Annotated in this window: 17 protein-coding genes; 12 read left to right on the top strand and 5 right to left on the bottom strand. The window is 51.1% G+C overall.

The window, feature by feature from the left end:
- Positions 1-10 precede the first annotated feature (10 nt).
- A complete protein-coding gene (locus RGV86_RS02300; protein ID WP_000928773.1) occupies positions 11-934 on the bottom strand; it encodes an omptin family outer membrane protease in 924 nt (307 codons plus the stop codon).
- A gap of 310 nt (positions 935-1,244) precedes the next feature.
- A complete protein-coding gene (osmC, locus tag RGV86_RS02305; protein WP_000152304.1) occupies positions 1,245-1,676 on the bottom strand; it encodes a peroxiredoxin OsmC in 432 nt (143 codons plus the stop codon).
- A gap of 344 nt (positions 1,677-2,020) precedes the next feature.
- On the opposite strand from osmC, the gene bdm reads away from it, so the two are divergent.
- The 6 genes from bdm to RGV86_RS02335 all read left to right on the top strand — a co-directional run bounded on the left by bdm (position 2,021) and on the right by RGV86_RS02335 (position 6,222).
- Positions 2,021-2,236, top strand: coding sequence for a biofilm-dependent modulation protein (gene bdm / locus RGV86_RS02310; RefSeq protein ID WP_000495764.1), 216 nt, complete (start codon positions 2,021-2,023; stop codon positions 2,234-2,236).
- 101 nt (positions 2,237-2,337) lie between these two features.
- Positions 2,338-2,475 (top strand): stationary-phase-induced ribosome-associated protein, encoded by a 138-nt coding sequence (sra, locus tag RGV86_RS02315; protein ID WP_000841553.1) that lies wholly within the window; start codon positions 2,338-2,340, stop codon positions 2,473-2,475.
- Between the two features lie 156 nt (positions 2,476-2,631).
- Entirely contained in the window at positions 2,632-4,329 is a 1,698-nt protein-coding gene (gene maeA / locus RGV86_RS02320; protein WP_000433478.1) for a malate dehydrogenase, read from the top strand.
- Between the two features lie 133 nt (positions 4,330-4,462).
- Complete coding sequence (gene adhP, locus RGV86_RS02325) at positions 4,463-5,473, top strand: alcohol dehydrogenase AdhP (protein ID WP_000642407.1); 1,011 nt, start codon at positions 4,463-4,465, stop codon at positions 5,471-5,473.
- A gap of 186 nt (positions 5,474-5,659) precedes the next feature.
- Positions 5,660-5,938, top strand: coding sequence for a type II toxin-antitoxin system RelE/ParE family toxin (locus RGV86_RS02330; RefSeq protein WP_000605676.1), 279 nt, complete (start codon positions 5,660-5,662; stop codon positions 5,936-5,938).
- Positions 5,938-6,222: a HigA family addiction module antitoxin gene (locus RGV86_RS02335; RefSeq protein ID WP_000781370.1), complete on the top strand. Its 285-nt coding sequence runs from the start codon at positions 5,938-5,940 to the stop codon at positions 6,220-6,222. Before RGV86_RS02330 ends, RGV86_RS02335 begins: the two co-directional genes overlap by 1 nt.
- 50 nt (positions 6,223-6,272) lie before the next feature.
- On the opposite strand, the gene fdnI is transcribed toward RGV86_RS02335, so the two are convergent.
- The 3 genes from fdnI to fdnG are packed head-to-tail and all read right to left on the bottom strand — an operon-like array spanning position 6,273 to position 10,863.
- The gene (gene fdnI, locus RGV86_RS02340; RefSeq protein ID WP_000045648.1) at positions 6,273-6,926 is read right to left on the bottom strand and encodes a formate dehydrogenase-N subunit gamma; all 654 of its coding nucleotides are present in this window, start codon (positions 6,924-6,926) and stop codon (positions 6,273-6,275) included.
- Positions 6,919-7,803, bottom strand: a complete 885-nt coding sequence (gene fdnH, locus RGV86_RS02345) for a formate dehydrogenase N subunit beta (RefSeq protein ID WP_001240582.1) — start codon at positions 7,801-7,803, stop codon at positions 6,919-6,921. Before fdnH ends, fdnI begins: the two co-directional genes overlap by 8 nt.
- A 12-nt stretch (positions 7,804-7,815) precedes the next feature.
- Positions 7,816-10,863: a formate dehydrogenase-N subunit alpha gene (gene fdnG, locus RGV86_RS02350; RefSeq protein WP_085460729.1), complete on the bottom strand. Its 3,048-nt coding sequence runs from the start codon at positions 10,861-10,863 to the stop codon at positions 7,816-7,818.
- A gap of 231 nt (positions 10,864-11,094) precedes the next feature.
- On the opposite strand from fdnG, the gene yddG reads away from it, so the two are divergent.
- The 6 genes from yddG to narI all read left to right on the top strand — a co-directional run bounded on the left by yddG (position 11,095) and on the right by narI (position 20,379).
- On the top strand, positions 11,095-11,976 hold the full coding sequence (gene yddG / locus RGV86_RS02355) for an aromatic amino acid efflux DMT transporter YddG (protein ID WP_010347315.1): 882 nt from the start codon (positions 11,095-11,097) through the stop codon (positions 11,974-11,976).
- A 251-nt stretch (positions 11,977-12,227) separates the two neighbouring features.
- The gene (gene narU / locus RGV86_RS02360) at positions 12,228-13,616 is read left to right on the top strand and encodes a nitrate/nitrite transporter NarU (RefSeq protein WP_001207929.1); all 1,389 of its coding nucleotides are present in this window, start codon (positions 12,228-12,230) and stop codon (positions 13,614-13,616) included.
- 109 nt (positions 13,617-13,725) lie between these two features.
- Complete coding sequence (gene narZ / locus RGV86_RS02365; RefSeq protein WP_085460731.1) at positions 13,726-17,466, top strand: nitrate reductase Z subunit alpha; 3,741 nt, start codon at positions 13,726-13,728, stop codon at positions 17,464-17,466.
- Positions 17,463-19,007, top strand: coding sequence for a nitrate reductase subunit beta (gene narH, locus RGV86_RS02370; RefSeq protein WP_000702538.1), 1,545 nt, complete (start codon positions 17,463-17,465; stop codon positions 19,005-19,007). The genes narZ and narH overlap by 4 nt, the downstream gene beginning before the upstream one ends.
- Positions 19,007-19,702 (top strand): nitrate reductase molybdenum cofactor assembly chaperone, encoded by a 696-nt coding sequence (gene narW / locus RGV86_RS02375; RefSeq protein ID WP_001166380.1) that lies wholly within the window; start codon positions 19,007-19,009, stop codon positions 19,700-19,702. Before narH ends, narW begins: the two co-directional genes overlap by 1 nt.
- A complete protein-coding gene (narI, locus tag RGV86_RS02380; protein WP_000617141.1) occupies positions 19,699-20,379 on the top strand; it encodes a respiratory nitrate reductase subunit gamma in 681 nt (226 codons plus the stop codon). The genes narW and narI overlap by 4 nt, the downstream gene beginning before the upstream one ends.
- The last annotated feature ends 73 nt before the right edge of the window (positions 20,380-20,452 follow it).

Below are 20,452 nucleotides of genomic sequence, written 5' to 3' on the forward strand. Positions count from 1 at the left end.
CGATGCTATATTAAAATTTGTACTGAATGCCCGCGCCAATAATGTAATTATAGTTTTGCATCCCTGGCGAATCTTTCTCTTTTACGCTTTCACCCTTGTCTTTATAAGAAATTACTGTGTTACCAATATCATTAGAGAATCTACTCCATGATATTTCTGTGAAAATCCGCGCCTGTGAGTTAATGTTATACCCCGCATTAATAAGACCTGAATAATATTTTTGGTTGGATACTTTATCTTTAAATGTAATGTTGCGCAAATAATGCTGATCTGTTCCTTTCCCTTCTCCCCAGGCGCTATATTTAAATTGAGCAATAATATCAAAATCATGATAGACATATTTACCAGAAAGACCTAAATAAGGCGCACTGAATTTTTGTTGGTAGCCAATAACTCTTTGGTCATGAGGAATATCTCCAGTGTCGGCACCATTATCATAACTATAGTAACCTCCTTTCGCCAGCCAACTGAAACGCGTCTCCTGATAGCCTAACATAGCGCCGAGTTGGTAACTCGGATCCGTTAAAAACCAACCTGTCATATTGAGATCAAACTGATTTGCAAAATTCAACCGCGTTGCCGGGTGATGTGACCAATCGCTCCAGTGGTGCTGCCCCGGCTCCAGCCAGTCATAATCATCCATTAGCGTACCGGCAGACGCAATCGTCGTCCAGCCTTTAGCATTAAGCGTCAGCCATGAGATTGCATCCCAGGTTAGCCCCATTTTAATAATGGGGGTATTTTGAATTTTCCAGTCCAGTTGGCTAAGTTTACCGCCATCGCTATAAACAAACTCACCTGACTCACCATTCAGAAATGAAAGAGAAGCATCACCAAAAACATTGTCAGATAAGAAATTAAATTCTGAAGATGCGCTTGCATACTGACTTAGAGAAATTAAAGCAATAGCAAAAGAGACCTTTTTCATCAACATAGTTTCATCCTTATTAAACAATGTTAATTAGCTCATTAATTAAATTTAACTAATTCAAATTAATTAAATCAACTGAATCTTACAATGCCATAAATGTTTCTCACCATCAAACAGAGAACATAAATAAACAGAGTTTTACTGTTATTCTGAACGAAATAGGAGTTTACAACCTGATGCAATAATGATTGTTCGGGAACAGGCGGGAATAACGAAAAGAATGACGATGCCGTTTAAATGCGAGATTTCATTGAGATAATCAGAAAATATTGGTGTAAATGCTTGCCGGATGACAACATCATCCGGCGAGTACTTATGCTTTCAACTGGTAATCCAGCGTAATTTCCGCTTTCAGTACCTGAGAAACCGGGCATCCGGCTTTTGCTTTCTGAATAATGCCGTCAAAGGTTGAGGCATCAATACCCGGTACGGCAACTTCACTCTTCAGTGCGATTTTGGTAATCGCGAAACCAGCATCGACTTTATCCAGCGATACATCGGCAGTGGTATCAATCGATGTTGGCGTGAATCCCGCTTCCCCCAGCATTAATGAAAGCGCCATCGAGAAACAAGCGGCATGTGCAGCGCCAATCAATTCTTCAGGGTTGGTTCCTTTTTCGCCTTCAAAACGCGTGTTAAACCCATACGGCTGTTGGTTCAGCACGCCGCTCTCGGTGGATACTGTTCCCTTCCCGCGTTTGATATCGCCTTCCCAGTGTGCCTGACCTTTCTTATGGATTGTCATTGTTGCTCTCCTGTGGGCTTAAAAAGGAAATTATAGACTACGTGAGAAACAGCACGAGGATAAGCAGGATATTCCGAATAAAATCCGGCGAAAATATTACCTCCGAACTTAAATAAAATTACCACAACAGAAGGCGGGGAATATATGGTTTAAAAGATATTGCAGCAATATCAAGCAACGAATGCCAATAACAATAGTCATGAATATCATGCAGTTAAAATATAAAACACATCAACCAGGACTAATCTTAACAACGAAGCGGCAAATATTTGCCATGCTGAATGTGCTTTATAAATCTGCGATCCGTAGCAGACACCATAAATACACAGACACGGAGAATCACTATGTTTACTTATTATCAGGCAGAAAATTCAACAGCAGAACCCGCTCTGGTTAATGCCATTGAGCAAGGCCTTCGGGCAGAGCACGGTGTTGTCACTGAAGATGACATTCTCATGGAGCTGACCAAATGGGTGGAAGCTTCTGATAACGACATCCTCAGTGATATCTACCAGCAAACGATCAATTATGTGGTCAGTGGCCAGCACCCTATGCTTTAAGCTGCTATGCTTGATCGGCAACCTAATTTAGGGGTTTAGCACGTGTTTCTTCGCTACGGCGATGTTGTCCTTAAAACTAGCAACAGGATTGAGGAGTACAAATGAAATCGAACCGTCAGGCACGTCATATTCTTGGACTGGATCATAAAATTTCTAACCAGCGCAAAATAGTTACCGAAGGTGACAAATCCAGCGTGGTAAATAACCCAACCGGCAGAAAATGCCCCGCTGAAAAGTAATCCTTAACAATCAGTCCTCAATGACGATTAAACACCATTGCCTGCGCAATGGTGTTTTTGTTTTTATCTGCTTTATACTTGGGGGCGACGCCCTGGCGGTAAAGCAAAGACGATAAAAGCACCCCAGGGATGGATATTCAAAAAAGAGTGAGTGACATGGAACCAAAAACAAAAAAACAGCGTTCGCTTTATATTCCTTACGCTGGCCCTGTACTGCTGGAATTTCCGTTGTTGAATAAAGGCAGCGCCTTCAGCATGGAAGAACGCCGTAACTTCAACCTGCTGGGGTTACTGCCGGAGGTGGTCGAAACCATCGAAGAACAAGCGGAACGAGCATGGATCCAGTATCAGGGATTCAAAACCGAAATCGACAAACACATCTACCTGCGTAACATCCAGGACACTAACGAAACCCTCTTCTACCGTCTGGTAAACAATCATCTTGATGAGATGATGCCTGTTATTTATACCCCAACCGTCGGCGCAGCCTGTGAGCGTTTTTCTGAGATCTACCGCCGTTCACGCGGCGTGTTTATCTCTTACCAGAACCGGCACAATATGGACGATATTCTGCAAAACGTGCCGAACCATAATATTAAAGTGATTGTGGTGACGGATGGCGAACGTATCCTGGGTCTTGGTGACCAGGGCATCGGCGGGATGGGTATTCCGATCGGTAAACTGTCGCTCTATACCGCCTGTGGCGGCATCAGCCCGGCGTATACCCTTCCGGTGGTGCTAGACGTCGGCACCAACAACCAGCAACTGCTTAACGACCCGTTGTATATGGGCTGGCGTAATCCGCGCATCACTGACGATGAATACTATGAATTCGTTGACGAATTTATCCAGGCAGTGAAGCAACGCTGGCCGAACGTGTTGCTGCAGTTTGAAGACTTTGCACAAAAAAATGCGATGCCGTTGCTTAACCGCTATCGCCATGAAATTTGTTCTTTTAACGATGACATTCAGGGCACCGCAGCGGTAACGGTCGGCACACTGATCGCAGCCAGCCGCGCAGCAGGTGGTCAGTTAAGCGAGAAAAAGATTGTCTTCCTCGGCGCCGGTTCAGCGGGATGCGGCATTGCCGAAATGATTATCGCCCAGACCCAGCGCGAAGGATTAAGCGAAGAAGCGGCGCGACAGAAAGTGTTTATGGTCGATCGCTTTGGTCTGCTCACCGACAAGATGCCAAACCTACTGCCTTTCCAGACCAAACTGGTGCAGAAACGCGAAAATCTTAGTGACTGGGATACCGACAGCGATGTGCTGTCACTGCTGGATGTGGTGCGCAATGTAAAACCAGATATTCTGATTGGCGTCTCAGGACAGACCGGGCTGTTTACGGAAGAGATCATCCGTGAGATGCATAAACACTGTCCGCGTCCGATCGTGATGCCGCTGTCTAACCCGACGTCACGCGTGGAAGCCACACCGCAGGACATTATCGCCTGGACCGAAGGTAACGCGCTGGTCGCCACCGGTAGCCCGTTTAATCCAGTGGTATGGAAAGATAAAATCTACCCTATCGCCCAGTGCAACAACGCCTTTATTTTCCCTGGCATCGGGCTGGGCGTTATTGCTTCCGGCGCGTCACGTATCACCGATGAGATGTTAATGTCGGCAAGTGAAACGCTTGCTCAGTATTCGCCGCTGGTGCTGAACGGCGAAGGTCTGGTACTGCCGGAACTGAAAGATATTCAGAAAGTCTCCCGCGCAATTGCGTTTGCGGTTGGCAAAATGGCGCAGCAGCAAGGCGTGGCGGTGAAAACGTCTGCCGAAGCTTTGCAACAAGCCATTGACGATAATTTCTGGCAAGCCGAATACCGCGACTACCGCCGTACCTCCATCTAAGCCTGCGCCCGGTAGTGAAGGCTACCGGGCAATTTCCCTCTCCCTTTTTCAGATCTCATCCATACTGGGTAGTGGCGAATAAATCTCATTTGCCTCACCTGCTATGCAGAACATCATCCGAAAAGGAGGAACTATGAAGGCTGCAGTTGTTACGAAGGATCATCATGTTGACGTTACGGATAAAACACTGCGCTCACTGAAACATGGCGAAGCCCTGCTGAAAATGGAGTGTTGTGGTGTATGTCATACCGATCTTCATGTTAAGAATGGCGATTTTGGTGACAAAACCGGCGTAATTCTGGGCCATGAAGGCATCGGTGTGGTAGCAGAAGTTGGCCCAGGTGTCACCTCATTAAAACCAGGCGATCGTGCCAGCGTGGCGTGGTTTTACGAAGGATGCGGTCATTGCGAATACTGTAACAGTGGTAACGAAACGCTCTGCCGTTCAGTTAAAAATGCCGGATACAGCGTTGATGGCGGGATGGCGGAAGAGTGCATCGTGGTCGCCGATTACGCGGTAAAAGTGCCAGATGGTCTGGACTCGGCGGCGGCCAGCAGCATTACCTGTGCGGGGGTCACCACCTACAAAGCGGTTAAACTGTCAAAAATTCGTCCCGGTCAGTGGATTGCTATCTACGGTCTTGGCGGTCTGGGTAACCTCGCCCTGCAATACGCGAAGAATGTCTTTAACGCCAAAGTGATCGCCATTGATGTCAATGATGAGCAGTTAAAACTGGCGACTGAAATGGGGGCAGATTTAGCGATTAACTCACGCACCGAAGACGCCGCCAAAATTGTGCAGGAGAAAACCGGTGGCGCTCACGCTGCGGTGGTAACAGCAGTAGCTAAAGCTGCGTTTAACTCGGCAGTTGATGCTGTCCGTGCAGGCGGTCGTGTTGTGGCTGTCGGTCTGCCGCCGGAGTCTATGAGCCTGGATATCCCACGTCTTGTGCTGGATGGTATTGAAGTGGTCGGTTCGCTGGTCGGCACGCGCCAGGATTTAACTGAAGCCTTCCAGTTTGCCGCCGAAGGCAAAGTGGTGCCGAAAGTCGCCCTGCGTCCGTTAGCGGACATCAACACCATCTTTACCGAGATGGAAGAAGGCAAAATCCGTGGCCGTATGGTGATTGATTTCCGCCGCTAAGAGACCATTGCTGCGACTGCCAGTCCTGGTGTCGCAGCCTGTTTTGCGAGACGCTTTCCGCTATTTAACTCTTCTTCTTTTCCTCCCTCATCTTTCCCCTCACAATTCGCGAAAACGTAGCGAAATTTGTTGCGCTGCACGGAACAATAGTGATAGTGTTCCTTTCGAAGGAACAAGGATGAAGAGATGATAATGAATTTCAGACACAAGGGATTGCGTGACTTGTTTCTTCTTGGCAAAACCTCCGGCGTTATACCGACGCAAGTCAAAAGATTACGCCACCGACTCGCTGTAATTGATGCAGCAAGCTGTCTTGCTGATATCGATATGCCAGGTTACCGACTACACCCGTTAAGCGGCGATCGCGATGGAATTTGGGCAATCTCTGTCTCGGGCAACTGGCGGATAACGTTTGAGTTCGTCAATGGCGATGCATACATACTGGATTACGAGGACTATCACTGATGAAAATGGCCAATCATCCCCGTCCGGGGGACATCATTCAGGAATCACTGGACGAGCTGAACGTCAGCCTGCGCGAATTTGCCAGAGCAATGGAAATTGCGCCCTCAACGGCAAGCCGATTGCTGACCGGAAAAGCGGCTTTGACGCCAGAAATGGCGATTAAACTTTCCGTGGTGATCGGCAGTTCGCCGCAAATGTGGTTGAATCTGCAAAACGCGTGGAGTCTGGCAGAGGCTGAAAAAACGGTGGATGTGTCGCGACTACGCCGTCTGGTTACGCAATAAAAAAATGGCGCCTTTTACAGCGCCATTTTCAGCTTAAAGTTCAAAAGAGATTATATCCCTTCTTCACTCTCTTTTTTTGCTTCTGCCTTCTCGATTTCACGATACCAGCGCGGGTGGTGTTTCTTCGCCCAGCGACGGCTCACCTTCCCTTCGATCATCCCTTTAATCGACCCTTTCACCCAGAATGCCATATACATATGGATCAGGATGGCGTGGATCAGGATGATACCGGCAGCCGCGTGGATCAGCAGGCTGTAGCGAACAACCTGCATCGGGAAGTACTGCGCAAAGTACGGACGCCAGATAATCACCCCGGTCACCAGCAGCACGAAAATCATGCTCATGATCGACCAGAACATCATCTTTTGCCCGGCGTTGTACTTACCAACATCCGCCACTTTGTGCTCATTGCCTTTTAATACTTCGACAATGTTCAACAGCCACGGAATATCTTTCTTATCCGGGATGTTGTGATGCACAAAACGCACAAACATAAACATCAGCGCGACGAAAATCGCAATGCCGAAGAACGGGTGCAAAATGCGTCCCATCTGCGGCGTACCGAAGGTTTGCGTCAGCCATTGCAGCGTCGGGAAGAAGAACGAAATCCCGGACAGCGCCACCAGGAAGAAGCAAATCACCACGGTCCAGTGACAGGCGCGATCAATAAATTTGGTGCGCACAATCATTTTCGACTTACTCATGATGATCCTCCTCGTCATCGTCCACTTCCTTATTCGGGCCAATACCGATGTAGTGGAAAATCAACCCGGCAAAAGTGGCAATAAAGCCAGCCGCTGCCAGCGGTTTCAACGCGCCTTTCCACAGGCTTACCGAGGTATCGATCTTCGGATCTTTCGGCAGACCATGATACAGCTCCGGCTGATCGGCGTGATGCAGCACGTACATAACGTGCGTACCACCGACCCCTTCCGGGTTGTAGACGCCAGCATGTTCGTAACCACGCGCTTTCAGTTTTGCCACGCGCTGTTCCGCCAGCTCCAGCATCTCCTTCTTGGTGCCGAAGTGGATAGCCCCGGTCGGACAGGTTTTCACACAAGCCGGTTCCTGGCCGACGCTGACGCGATCGACGCAGAGCGTGCATTTATATACCCGGTTATCCTCTTTGTTGAGGCGCGGAATATTAAACGGACACCCGGCAATGCAGTAACCACAGCCGATGCAGTTTTCCGACTGGAAATCGACAATCCCGTTAGCGTACTGAATGATTGCACCAGCAGACGGGCACGCCTTCAGGCAGCCCGGATCTTCACAGTGCATACAGCCATCTTTACGGATCAGCCACTCCAGCTTGCCGTTCTGTTCGGTTTCGCTAAAGCGCATCACCGTCCAGGACTTGGCGCTCAGATCGGCGGGGTTATCATAAACCCCGACGCAGTGCCCCACTTCATCACGGATGTCGTTCCACTCCGAACACGCCACCTGACAGGCTTTACAGCCGATACAGGTGGAAACGTCGATAAGTTTCGCGACTTCTGCTTTGTAATCACGCACCTGAGAAGGCGGCGTGATGGAGTTAGTTGCGGACCTTTTGATAATGTCCTGCGTTTCCATAGCCATCTGTTCGCCCCCTTACGCCTTCTCGATGTTTACTAAGAACGCTTTATATTCCGGCGTTTGCGAGTTTGCATCACCGACATTTGGCGTCAGAGTGTTAGCGATATAACCTTTACGCGCGACACCCTCAAAGCCCCAGTGGATTGGAATACCCACCGTTTCAACCTGCTGACCGTTTACATTCAGCGGTTTCAGACGGCGCGTTACCACAGCCACCGCGCGGATAAAGCCACGCTTGCTGGAGACAGTGACACGGTCACCATTGGCAATGCCTTTCGCCGCCGCCAGCGTTTCGCTAATCTCCACAAACTGTTCCGGCTGGGCGATTGCGTTGAGCAATGCGTGCTTGGTCCAGGTGTGGAAGTGCTCGGTCAGACGATAGGTCGTACCCACATACGGGAACTGCTCTTTTTTACCCATCCGCAGCGCGTCTTGTTCATACAGACGAACGACCGGGTTAGAAACCACGTTCGGATGCAGCGGGTTAGTTCCCAGCGGCGTTTCAATTGGCTCGTAGTGTTCCGGGAACGGACCTTCCGCCATTTTGTTAATGGCAAACAGGCGTCCCATCCCTTCCGGCTGCATGATAAACGGCCCGGTTGGCGTACCCGGCGCGGCATTGCCGAAGTCAGGAATATCGTTACCCGTCCACTTGCTGCCGTTCCACTGGATCAGCATTCGTTTCGGATCCCACGGTTTACCGTTGATATCCGCTGAAGCACGGTTGTACAGCACGCGACGGTTGAGCGGCCACGCCCAGGCCCATCCCAGCGTATTCCCCAGACCGGACGGGTCGGAGTTATCACGGTTGGCCATCTGGTTGCCCTGCTCTGTCCAGCTACCGGTATAGATCCAGCAAGAAGATGCAGTCGTACCGTCATCACGCAGATGCGCAAAGCTACTCAGCAACTGACCTTTCTTCGCAATCAGCACGCCATTGGCATCATAGAGATCTTCCAGCGCATAGCCGTTGTTCTCTTTTGCCACTTCGTCAGACTGCGGCTCGTGCGGTTGCTTGTAGTTCCAGCTCATCTTCATCAGCGGTTCTACGCCTTTACCACCTTCGGCCTGGTACAGCTCGCGCAGATGATGGTAGATACCCGCCAGAATTTCGCCGTCGTTACGCGCTTCGCCCGGCGCGTCCTGACCTTTCCAGTGCCACTGCAACCAGCGACCGGAGTTAGCGATAGAACCATCTTCTTCAGCAAAGCAGGTCGAAGGCAGACGGAATACTTCAGTCTGAATAGACGCAGGATCGACATCGTTCGACTCGCCGTGGTTCTGCCAGAAAGTAGACGTTTCAGTCACCAGCGGATCGATAACCACCATGTACTTCAGCTTACTCAGGCAGCTAACCACTTTGTTTTTGTCCGGGAAGGACGCAACCGGGTTAAAGCCCTGGCAGAAATAACCGCTGACCTTGCCTTCGTCCATCATGTTGAAATACTTGATGACGTCGTAGGTCTGGTCCCACTTCGGCAGCCAGTCGTAGCCCCAGTTGTTCTCTTTCTGCGCGGCATCGCCGTAGAAAGATTTCATCAGGCTAACGAAGAACTTCGGATAGTTGCTCCAGTAGTTCACCTGATCCGCCAGCGTCGCTTTCGGCGTGTTCGCTTCCAGATAAGACTGCAAATCAACCTGTTTTTCTGACGGCAGCGTCAGATAACCCGGCAGGCTGGTAGAGAGCAGACCTAAGTCGGTCAGACCCTGAATGTTGGAGTGACCACGCAGTGCGTTCACGCCGCCGCCAGCCATACCCATGTTGCCGAGCAGCAACTGGATCATCGCCATAGTACGGATGTTCTGCGCACCGACGGTGTGCTGCGTCCAGCCCAGCGCGTACAGGAAGGTGGTTGTGCGATCCGGCGCGCTGGTGGAGGCCAGCACTTCACACACTTTCAGGAAGTCGGCTTTTGGCGTACCGCAGATGTTTTCCACGACGTCCGGCGTATAGCGGGAAACGTGCTCTTTTAGCAGGTTCCACACACAGCGCGGATGAGTCAGCGTGTCATCGCGTTTCGCATAGCCGTTTTCATCGAACTGATAGTTCCAGGACGATTTATCGTACTGGCGTTTTTCAGCGTCATAACCGCTGAACAGACCGTCTTCGAAAGCAAAATCATCACGCACCAGCAGGCTGGCGTTGGTGTAATGCTTAACGTATTCGGCATTGATTTTGTTGTTTTCGATCAGGTAGCGCAAAACGCCAGACAGGAACGTAATGTCCGTACCGGAACGAATAGGTGCGTAAATATCCGCCACAGAAGCGGTACGCGTAAAACGGGGATCGACAACGATCAGGGTTGCATCGTTGTTATTTTTCGCTTCCATCGCCCAGCGGAAACCGACGGGATGCGCTTCAGCAGCGTTACCGCCCATCACCATCACGACGTTAGCGTTTTTGATATCCACCCAGTGGTTGGTCATCGCACCGCGACCAAATGTTGGAGCAAGACTTGCTACCGTTGGTCCGTGTCAGACGCGCGCCTGGTTGTCTACCGCCAGCATCCCGAGGGAGCGGGCAAATTTTTGGGTCAGCATCCCGGTTTCGTTGCTGGCGCCGGAGGCACACAGCATACCGGTAGAAAGCCAACGGTTTACCGTTACGCCCTGCTCATTCTTTTCAATAAAGTTGGCGTCACGGTCAGCTTTCATCAGCTTCGCAATACGGGAGAATGCTTCTTCCCAGCTAATGCGCTGCCATTTGTCAGAACCAGGCGCACGATATTCCGGGTAACGCAGACGGTTTTCGCTGTTGACGTAATCCAGCAAACCGGCTCCTTTCGGGCACAGCGCACCACGACTTACCGGATGATCCGGGTCACCTTCAATGTGATAAATCGCTTCTCTGGCGTTTTTCGCGCCATCACCCAGGCTATACATCAATAGCCCGCAACCTACGGAACAGTATGTGCAGGTGTTACGGATCTCTTTAGCGCGTAATAATTTGTAGTTTCGCGCCTGAGCCAGTGCTTGCTTCGGGGCAAAGCCCAATGCCGCTACCGTTGTTCCAGCCATACCGCCCGCGCAGATTTTAAAAAATTGTCTGCGACTGACGTCCATTGCTTTCCTCTTTTTTCAGGGGTATTACTGCGCGAGGAAACTAACAGTAAAATTCTGAATCTTTTTGCGCGAAATCAAAAAGAACACGTGTTTGCCACAAAATAATCCGCCTGCGCAAATTGACCTACCTCAATGGCGGTAGAAAAACACACCACTGCCTGACAGGCCGGTTAAAAAAATGCTATAAATTTCAGCTTAATTTTTAACGGCAAGAGAGACTAAACAACTCGCATGACACGACAAAAAGCAACGCTCATAGGGCTAATCGCGATCGTCCTGTGGAGCACCATGGTGGGGTTAATTCGCGGCGTCAGCGAGGGGCTCGGCCCGGTCGGTGGTGCGGCGGCGATCTATTCATTAAGCGGGCTGCTGTTAATCTTCACCGTTGGGTTCCCGCGTATCCGGCAGATCCCGAAAGGCTATTTACTTGCTGGCAGCGTATTGTTCGTGAGTTATGAAATCTGCCTCGCGCTTTCCTTAGGTTATGCTGCTACCCGTCATCAGGCGATAGAAGTAGGCATGGTGAACTATTTATGGCCCAGCCTGACGATACTTTTCGCCATTCTTTTTAATGGTCAGAAAACAAACTGGCTGATTATTCCCGGATTGCTTTTAGCTTTGATGGGTGTCTGTTGGGTATTAGGCGGCGACAACGGGCTACAATATGATGAAATCATCAATAATATTACCACCAGTCCATTAAGTTATTTTTTGGCGTTTATTGGTGCGTTTATCTGGGCAGCTTATTGCACAGTCACGAATAAATATGCCCGTGGATTTAACGGCATTACTGTTTTCGTTCTTCTGACGGGGGCAAGTCTATGGATTTACTATTTTATAACGCCACAACCAGAGATGGTTTTTAGCTTTCCTGTCATCGTTAAACTCATATCTGCGGCATTTACTTTAGGATTTGCTTACGCCGCCTGGAATGTCGGTATTTTACATGGCAACGTAACGATTATGGCGGTTGGTTCTTATTTTACGCCTGTACTTTCTTCTGCTCTGGCTGCCGTGCTACTCAACGCACCGCTATCGTTCTCATTCTGGCAAGGCGCACTCATGGTCTGTGGCGGCTCTCTGCTCTGTTGGCTGGCGACACGTCACCGATAAGTTTCATGCTGCAACAAAGTTCGTTCAGGGTATGCGGATTGAAATATTAGTGAAGGCAATGATATATCTTTGTTACATTCAGTAACACATAACCCTTCAGATAATCCGCATTCTCACCGCGCGGCTGCGCTTTCTTATCTATTCTTTCAGTCAGTATCTCACCTGATTCTCTTAATTCTAAAAGTGGGTCATCGCGCCCAACGTCCTGTCTTTCTTTTTTTCATTACCAACGTGTGCATGTGAGGAAGAATATGGCACTGCAAAATGAGAAAAGTAATCGTTATCTTTTGCGCGACTGGAAGCCAGAAAATCCGGCCTTCTGGGAAAATAAAGGAAAACATATAGCACGAAGAAATCTCTGGATATCAGTCAGTTGTTTACTTCTTGCATTCTGTGTCTGGATGTTATTTAGCGCAGTCACCGTTAATCTCAATAAAATTGGCTTTAATTTTACGACCGATCAGCTTTTTTTATTAACCGCATTACCCTCCGTTTCTGGCGCATTATTACGTGTCCCCTACTCCTTTATGGTGCCTATATTTGGTGGGCGTCGCTGGACTGTTTTTAGTACCGCGATCCTGATTATTCCCTGCGTCTGGCTCGGTATTGCCGTACAAAATCCCCATACTCCTTTTGGAATATTTATTGTTATTGCCTTGCTGTGTGGTTTCGCTGGCGCGAATTTTGCTTCCAGTATGGGCAATATCAGTTTTTTCTTCCCGAAAGCAAAACAAGGTAGCGCATTAGGGATTAATGGCGGATTAGGCAATTTAGGCGTCAGCGTGATGCAACTGGTTGCGCCACTGGTGATTTTTGTTCCGGTATTTGCCTTTCTCGGTGTTAATGGCGTACCACAGGCCGATGGCTCAGTGATGTCGCTGGCGAACGCCGCATGGATTTGGGTGCCACTGCTGGCAATTGCCACTATCGCCGCCTGGTTTGGGATGAACGATATCGCCAGTTCACGCGCGTCAATTGCCGACCAGTTGCCCGTTTTACAACGTCTGCATCTCTGGCTGTTGAGTCTGCTCTATCTCGCCACCTTCGGTTCGTTTATCGGTTTTTCCGCTGGTTTTGCCATGCTGGCGAAAACTCAGTTCCCGGATGTGAATATACTGCAACTGGCGTTCTTTGGGCCGTTTATCGGCGCGATTGCCCGGTCAGTTGGCGGTGCTATCTCCGATAAATTTGGCGGCGTGCGGGTGACGCTTATCAACTTTATTTTTATGGCGCTTTTCAGTGCCCTGTTGTTCCTCACTCTGCCTGGTACAGGTTCCGGCAATTTCATCGCATTTTTCGTCGTGTTTATGGGGTTGTTCCTGACAGCGGGTCTGGGAAGTGGCTCCACCTTCCAGATGATTGCTGTCATCTTCCGCCAGATAACCATTTATCGCGTCAAGATGAAAGGTGGCAGCGATGATGAAGCGCAGCGAGAAGCGATCACCGAAACGGCGGCGGCGCTGGGCTTTATCTCAGCCATTGGCGCAGTTGGCGGCTTTTTTATTCCGCAGGCGTTTGGCATGTCGCTGAATATGACAGGCTCTCCGGTGGGCGCGATGAAAGTGTTTTTAATCTTTTACATCATCTGTGTACTGCTGACCTGGCTGGTCTATGGTCGGCGGAAGTTTAGCCAAAAATAAGAGATCGATGCCTGATGCGACGTGTCGCACCCGTAGGTCGGATAAGGCGTTTATGCCGCATCTGACAAGGCATCAGATCCCAAATCATTCCTGGAGCAGGAGTCATGTCATGAGTAAACTTTTGGATCGCTTTCGCTACTTCAAACAAAAGGGCGAAACTTTTGCCGATGGTCACGGACAGGTGATGCATAGCAACCGCGACTGGGAGGACAGCTATCGCCAGCGTTGGCAGTTCGACAAAATCGTGCGTTCCACCCACGGCGTTAACTGTACCGGCTCCTGTAGCTGGAAAATCTACGTTAAAAATGGCCTGGTGACCTGGGAAATTCAGCAGACCGACTACCCACGCACTCGCCCTGACCTGCCCAATCATGAACCACGCGGCTGCCCGCGTGGCGCAAGTTACTCCTGGTATCTCTACAGTGCAAACCGTCTGAAATACCCGCTAATTCGTAAACGGCTGATTGAACTGTGGCGCGAAGCACTTAAACAACACAGCGATCCGGTACTGGCGTGGGCATCAATTATGAATGACCCGCAAAAGTGCCTGAGCTACAAGCAGGTACGCGGGCGCGGTGGGTTTATCCGCTCCAACTGGCAGGAACTGAATCAACTGATTGCTGCCGCTAATGTCTGGACCATCAAAACTTACGGCCCTGATCGCGTTGCCGGTTTCTCGCCGATCCCGGCGATGTCGATGGTTTCTTACGCCGCCGGAACACGCTATCTGTCACTGCTAGGCGGCACCTGCTTAAGTTTCTATGACTGGTATTGCGACCTGCCGCCCGCCTCGCCGATGACCTGGGGCGAACAAACCGACGTACCGGAATCCGCCGACTGGTATAACTCCAGCTACATCATCGCATGGGGGTCTAACGTACCGCAGACGCGCACGCCAGACGCTCACTTCTTTACCGAAGTGCGCTACAAAGGCACCAAAACTATCGCCATTACCCCGGACTACTCCGAAGTAGCAAAACTGTGCGACCAGTGGCTGGCGCCAAAGCAAGGCACCGATAGCGCGCTGGCAATGGCGATGGGCCATGTGATCTTAAAAGAGTTCCACCTCGATAACCCCAGCGACTACTTTATCAACTACTGCCGTCGCTACAGCGATATGCCGATGCTGGTAATGCTGGAACAGCGCGACGATGGCAGCTACGTTCCCGGACGGATGATACGGGCATCCGATCTGGTTGACGGGCTGGGCGAAAACAACAATCCGCAGTGGAAAACCGTGGCGTTTAATACCGCTGGAGAACTGGTGGTGCCGAACGGTTCGATTGGTTTTCGCTGGGGAGAAAAAGGCAAATGGAATCTGGAATCCATTGCCGCAGGTTCAGAAACCGAATTGTCGTTAACCCTGCTCGGTCAACACGACGCTGTTGCTGGCGTGGCTTTTCCCTACTTTGGCGGCATTGAAAACCCGCATTTTCGCAGCGTAAAACACGATCCGATTCTGGTACGCCAGCTTCCGGTGAAAAATCTGACGCTCGCCGATGGCAGTGTCTGTCCGGTGGTCAGCGTTTATGATCTGGTACTGGCGAATTACGGTCTTGATCGCGGGCTGGAAGACGAAAACAGCGCGAAAGATTACGCTGAAATCAAAGCCTACACGCCGGCATGGGGCGAGCAAATTACCGGCGTGCCGCGCCAGTATATTGAAACCATCGCCCGTGAATTTGCCGATACCGCCCATAAAACCCACGGACGTTCGATGATTATCCTCGGTGCTGGTGTTAACCACTGGTATCACATGGATATGAACTATCGGGGAATGATCAATATGTTGATCTTCTGCGGTTGTGTTGGGCAAAGCGGCGGGGGCTGGGCACACTATGTCGGTCAGGAAAAACTGCGTCCGCAAACCGGTTGGTTACCACTGGCCTTTGCGCTTGACTGGAACCGCCCACCGCGCCAGATGAACAGCACCTCATTTTTTTACAATCACTCAAGCCAGTGGCGCTATGAAAAAGTCACCGCTCAGGAATTGCTCTCACCGCTCGCCGATGCCAGTAAATACAGCGGTCATCTGATTGATTTCAACGTTCGCGCCGAACGCATGGGCTGGCTACCTTCTGCGCCGCAGTTGGGGCGTAATCCGCTCACGTTGAAAGCTGAAGCCGACAAGGCCGGATTATCACCCACTGAATTTACCGCTCAGGCGCTGAAATCGGGTGATTTGCGTATGGCCTGCGAGCAGCCAGATAACGGCAGCAATCATCCGCGTAACCTGTTTGTCTGGCGTTCTAACCTGCTTGGCTCCTCCGGCAAAGGCCATGAGTATATGCAGAAATATCTGCTGGGTACGGAAAGCGGTATTCAGGGGGAAGAACTTGGGCCAACGGAGGGAATTCAACCGGAAGAAGTCGAGTGGCAAACCGCCGCGATAGAGGGCAAGCTCGACCTGCTGGTGACGCTCGACTTCCGCATGTCCAGCACTTGTTTATTCTCCGATATCGTCCTGCCTACCGCGACCTGGTACGAAAAAGACGATATGAATACCTCGGATATGCATCCGTTTATTCATCCACTTTCAGCGGCGGTCGATCCGGCGTGGGAGTCACGCAGCGACTGGGAAATCTACAAAGGTATCGCCAAAGCATTCTCGCAAGTCTGCGTGGGACATCTTGGCAAAGAAACAGATATTGTACTGCAACCGTTATTGCACGACTCTCCGGCTGAACTCTCCCAACCGTGTGAAGTGCTCGACTGGCGCAAAGGCGAATGCGACCTAATCCCAGGTAAGACCGCGCCGAATATTGTGGCGGTGGAGCGCGACTACCCTGCTACCTATGAACGTTTTACCTCGCTGGGGCCGTTGATGGACAAACTTGGCAACGGCGGTAAAGGGATTTCGTGGAATACCCAGGATGAAATCGATTTCCTCGGCAAACTCAATTACACCAAACGCGATGGCCCGGCACAGGGGCGTCCGCTGATTGACACCGCTATTGATGCATCAGAGGTCATTCTGGCGCTGGCACCGGAAACCAACGGCCATGTAGCGGTAAAAGCCTGGCAGGCGCTGGGCGAGATCACCGGGCGTGAACATACTCATCTGGCGCTACACAAAGAGGATGAGAAGATTCGCTTTCGCGATATTCAGGCGCAACCACGTAAAATCATTTCCAGCCCCACCTGGTCCGGTCTGGAAAGCGATCACGTCTCCTATAACGCGGGATACACCAACGTTCACGAGTTAATTCCGTGGCGCACGCTGTCGGGACGCCAGCAGCTCTATCAGGATCATCCCTGGATGCGCGCCTTTGGTGAAAGTCTGGTGGCTTATCGCCCGCCTATCGACACCCGCAGTGTCAGTGACATGCGTCAGATCCCGCCAAACGGCTTCCCGGAAAAAGCACTTAACTTCCTGACGCCGCACCAGAAATGGGGCATTCACTCTACCTACAGTGAAAACCTGCTAATGCTGACGCTCTCGCGCGGCGGGCCGATTGTCTGGATCAGCGAAACCGATGCCCGCGAACTGACCATTGTTGATAACGACTGGGTGGAAGTGTTTAACGCCAACGGTGCGCTGACGGCTCGTGCGGTAGTCAGTCAGCGAGTGCCGCCGGGCATGACCATGATGTATCACGCTCAGGAACGCATTATGAATATCCCCGGTTCAGAAGTGACCGGAATGCGCGGCGGTATTCACAACTCAGTCACCCGCGTTTGCCCGAAACCGACGCATATGATTGGCGGTTACGCGCAACTGGCCTGGGGCTTTAACTACTACGGCACCGTCGGCTCGAACCGCGATGAGTTCATCATGATCCGTAAGATGAAAAACGTTAACTGGCTGGACGATGAAGGTCGCGATCAGGTACAGGAGGCGAAAAAATGAAAATACGTTCGCAAGTCGGCATGGTGCTTAACCTCGATAAATGTATCGGCTGCCACACCTGTTCGGTGACCTGTAAAAACGTCTGGACCGGGCGCGAAGGCATGGAGTACGCATGGTTTAACAACGTCGAAACCAAACCGGGCATTGGTTATCCGAAAAACTGGGAAGATCAGGAAGAGTGGCAAGGCGGCTGGGTACGTGATGTGAATGGCAAGATCCGCCCTCGCCTGGGCAGCAAGATGGGCGTAATAACTAAAATCTTCGCCAACCCGGTGATACCGCAGATTGACGACTACTACGAACCTTTCACCTTCGACTACGAACATTTGCATAGCGCGCCGGAAGGTAAACACATTCCCACTGCCCGCCCACGTTCGCTGATTGACGGCAAACGGATGGACAAAGTGATCTGGGGGCCAAACTGGGAAGAATTGCTGGGCGGCGAGTTTGAAAAACGCGCCCGCGACCGCAACTTCGAAGCCATGCAAAAGGAGATGTACGGTCAGTTTGAAAACACTTTCATGATGTACCTGCCGCGCCTTTGCGAACACTGCCTCAACCCCAGCTGCGTGGCGACCTGCCCCAGCGGCGCTATCTACAAACGCGAAGAAGACGGCATTGTGCTGATCGATCAGGATAAATGTCGTGGCTGGCGCTTGTGCATTAGCGGTTGTCCGTACAAAAAAATCTACTTCAACTGGAAAAGCGGCAAGTCGGAAAAATGCATCTTCTGTTATCCGCGAATTGAGTCCGGTCAGCCCACGGTCTGCTCCGAAACCTGCGTGGGGCGCATTCGTTATCTTGGTGTACTGCTCTACGACGCCGACCGCATCGAGGAAGCAGCGAGCACCGAGCGCGAAGTTGATCTCTATGAACGCCAGTGCGAAGTGTTCCTCGATCCGCACGATCCATCAGTGATCGAAGAAGCCCTGAAACAAGGTATCCCGCAAAACGTGATTGAGGCAGCCCAGCGTTCACCGGTTTACAAAATGGCAATGGACTGGAAACTGGCGCTACCGTTGCACCCGGAATATCGCACCCTGCCGATGGTCTGGTACGTGCCGCCGCTGTCGCCGATTCAGTCTTACGCCGACGCGGGCGGACTGCCCAAAAGCGAAGGCGTACTTCCCGCCATCGAAAGCCTGCGTATTCCGGTGCAATACCTCGCCAATATGTTGAGTGCGGGCGATACCGGCCCTGTACTGCGGGCGCTGAAACGGATGATGGCAATGCGCCACTATATGCGTTCGCAAACCGTAGAAGGTGTAACTGATACCCGCGCGATCGACGAAGTCGGGCTGAGCGTCGCCCAGGTGGAAGATATGTATCGCTATCTCGCTATCGCCAACTATGAAGATCGGTTTGTCATTCCGACCAGTCATCGGGAAATGGCGGGCGACGCCTTCGGTGAACGCAACGGCTGCGGCTTTACTTTTGGCGACGGTTGCCACGGCTCTGATACTAAATTCAATCTGTTCAACAGTAGCCGGATCGATGCTATCGACATTACCGAAGTACGCAATAAAGCGGAGGGGGAATAATGCAAATCCTCAAAGTGATTGGCCTGTTGATGGAGTATCCGGACGAGCTGCTATGGGAGAACAAAGACGACGCGCTGGCGCTGATTCGCCACGACGCGCCGATGCTCACCGATTTCACCTGCGACCTGCTTAATGCGCCGCTGTTGGATAAACAGGCTGAATGGTGTGAAGTGTTTGACCGTGGACGTACCACCTCGCTGCTGCTATTTGAACATGTTCATGCCGAGTCACGCGATCGCGGTCAGGCAATGGTGGATCTGCTGGCGGAGTATGAAAAAGTCGGCCTGCAACTAAATTGTCGCGAGTTGCCTGATTATCTGCCTTTGTATCTGGAGTATTTAAGTGTGCTACCCGACAACCAGGCTAAAGAAGGTTTGCTCAACGTTGCGCCAATCCTCGCCCTGCTCGGCGGGCGCTTAAAACAACGTGAGGCGCCGTGGTATCCGTTGTTTGACGCCCTGCTGCATCTGGCGGGAAGTACACTCTCAAGTGACAGTGTCACAAAACAGATACGCAGCGAGGAGCGCGACGACACCCGTCAGGCACTGGATGCCGTGTGGGAAGAGGAACAGGTGAAGTTTATTGAAGATAACGCCACGGCGTGTGACAGCTCGCCGCTTAATCAATATCAGCGACGCTTTAGTCAGGATGTCGCACCGCAGTATGTGGACATCAGTGCGGGAGGTGGGAAATGATTCAGTATCTGAACGTCTTTTTTTACGATATCTACCCGTACTTGTGTGGCACGGTTTTTATCCTCGGAAGCTGGTTGCGCTACGATTACGGGCAGTACACCTGGCGTGCCTCCTCAAGCCAGATGTTGGATAAACGCGGAATGGTGCTGTGGTCGAACTTGTTCCATATCGGTATTCTGGGGATCTTCTTCGGTCATCTGTTCGGCATGTTAACGCCGCACTGGATGTACGCGTGGTTCCTTCCGGTGGCGGTAAAACAGCAGATGGCGATGATCCTCGGCGGTATTTGCGGGGTGTTGACGCTGATTGGCGGTGCGGGGCTGCTGGTGCGTCGTTTAACAAATCCGCGTATCAGGGCGACGTCTTCTGGTGCGGATATCCTGATCCTCGCCATTTTGTTAATTCAGTGCATTCTTGGGTTAACCACCATACCCTTTTCAGCACAACATCCGGACGGCAGTGAAATGATGAAGCTGGTGGGATGGGCGCAAAGCATCGTCACTTTCCAGGGCGGCGCATCGACGCATCTTGATGGCGTAGCATATATCTTCCGCGTTCATCTGGTGTTGGGAATGACCATCTTCCTGCTCTTCCCGTTCACCCGACTGGTGCATGTATGGAGCGCACCGTTTGAGTACTTTACCCGCAGGTATCAGATTGTGCGCTCACGGCGATAATTCTCATGCCGGCCGGATAGCCTTTCGCTCTCCGGCCGATTGCAGGCTATGATAGTTCTCCAGCCACAGGAGA

Origin of the sequence: Escherichia ruysiae (assembly GCF_031323975.1) — a bacterium.
GTDB lineage: Bacteria > Pseudomonadota > Gammaproteobacteria > Enterobacterales > Enterobacteriaceae > Escherichia > Escherichia ruysiae.

What these genes read in the sequence shown, in the direction of transcription:
- bdm (WP_000495764.1), top strand. Translation starts at nt 2,021, where the DNA reads ATGTTTACTTATTATCAGGCAGAAAATTCAACAGCAGAACCCGCTCTG.
- narH (WP_000702538.1), top strand. Translation starts at nt 17,463, where the DNA reads ATGAAAATACGTTCGCAAGTCGGCATGGTGCTTAACCTCGATAAATGT.
- narZ (WP_085460731.1), top strand. Translation starts at nt 13,726, where the DNA reads ATGAGTAAACTTTTGGATCGCTTTCGCTACTTCAAACAAAAGGGCGAA.
- fdnI (WP_000045648.1), bottom strand. Translation starts at nt 6,926, where the DNA reads ATGAGTAAGTCGAAAATGATTGTGCGCACCAAATTTATTGATCGCGCC.
- fdnH (WP_001240582.1), bottom strand. Translation starts at nt 7,803, where the DNA reads ATGGCTATGGAAACGCAGGACATTATCAAAAGGTCCGCAACTAACTCC.
- RGV86_RS02300 (WP_000928773.1), bottom strand. Translation starts at nt 934, where the DNA reads ATGTTGATGAAAAAGGTCTCTTTTGCTATTGCTTTAATTTCTCTAAGT.
- yddG (WP_010347315.1), top strand. Translation starts at nt 11,095, where the DNA reads ATGACACGACAAAAAGCAACGCTCATAGGGCTAATCGCGATCGTCCTG.
- sra (WP_000841553.1), top strand. Translation starts at nt 2,338, where the DNA reads ATGAAATCGAACCGTCAGGCACGTCATATTCTTGGACTGGATCATAAA.
- narU (WP_001207929.1), top strand. Translation starts at nt 12,228, where the DNA reads ATGGCACTGCAAAATGAGAAAAGTAATCGTTATCTTTTGCGCGACTGG.
- adhP (WP_000642407.1), top strand. Translation starts at nt 4,463, where the DNA reads ATGAAGGCTGCAGTTGTTACGAAGGATCATCATGTTGACGTTACGGAT.
- osmC (WP_000152304.1), bottom strand. Translation starts at nt 1,676, where the DNA reads ATGACAATCCATAAGAAAGGTCAGGCACACTGGGAAGGCGATATCAAA.
- maeA (WP_000433478.1), top strand. Translation starts at nt 2,632, where the DNA reads ATGGAACCAAAAACAAAAAAACAGCGTTCGCTTTATATTCCTTACGCT.
- narW (WP_001166380.1), top strand. Translation starts at nt 19,007, where the DNA reads ATGCAAATCCTCAAAGTGATTGGCCTGTTGATGGAGTATCCGGACGAG.
- RGV86_RS02335 (WP_000781370.1), top strand. Translation starts at nt 5,938, where the DNA reads ATGAAAATGGCCAATCATCCCCGTCCGGGGGACATCATTCAGGAATCA.
- RGV86_RS02330 (WP_000605676.1), top strand. Translation starts at nt 5,660, where the DNA reads ATGATAATGAATTTCAGACACAAGGGATTGCGTGACTTGTTTCTTCTT.
- narI (WP_000617141.1), top strand. Translation starts at nt 19,699, where the DNA reads ATGATTCAGTATCTGAACGTCTTTTTTTACGATATCTACCCGTACTTG.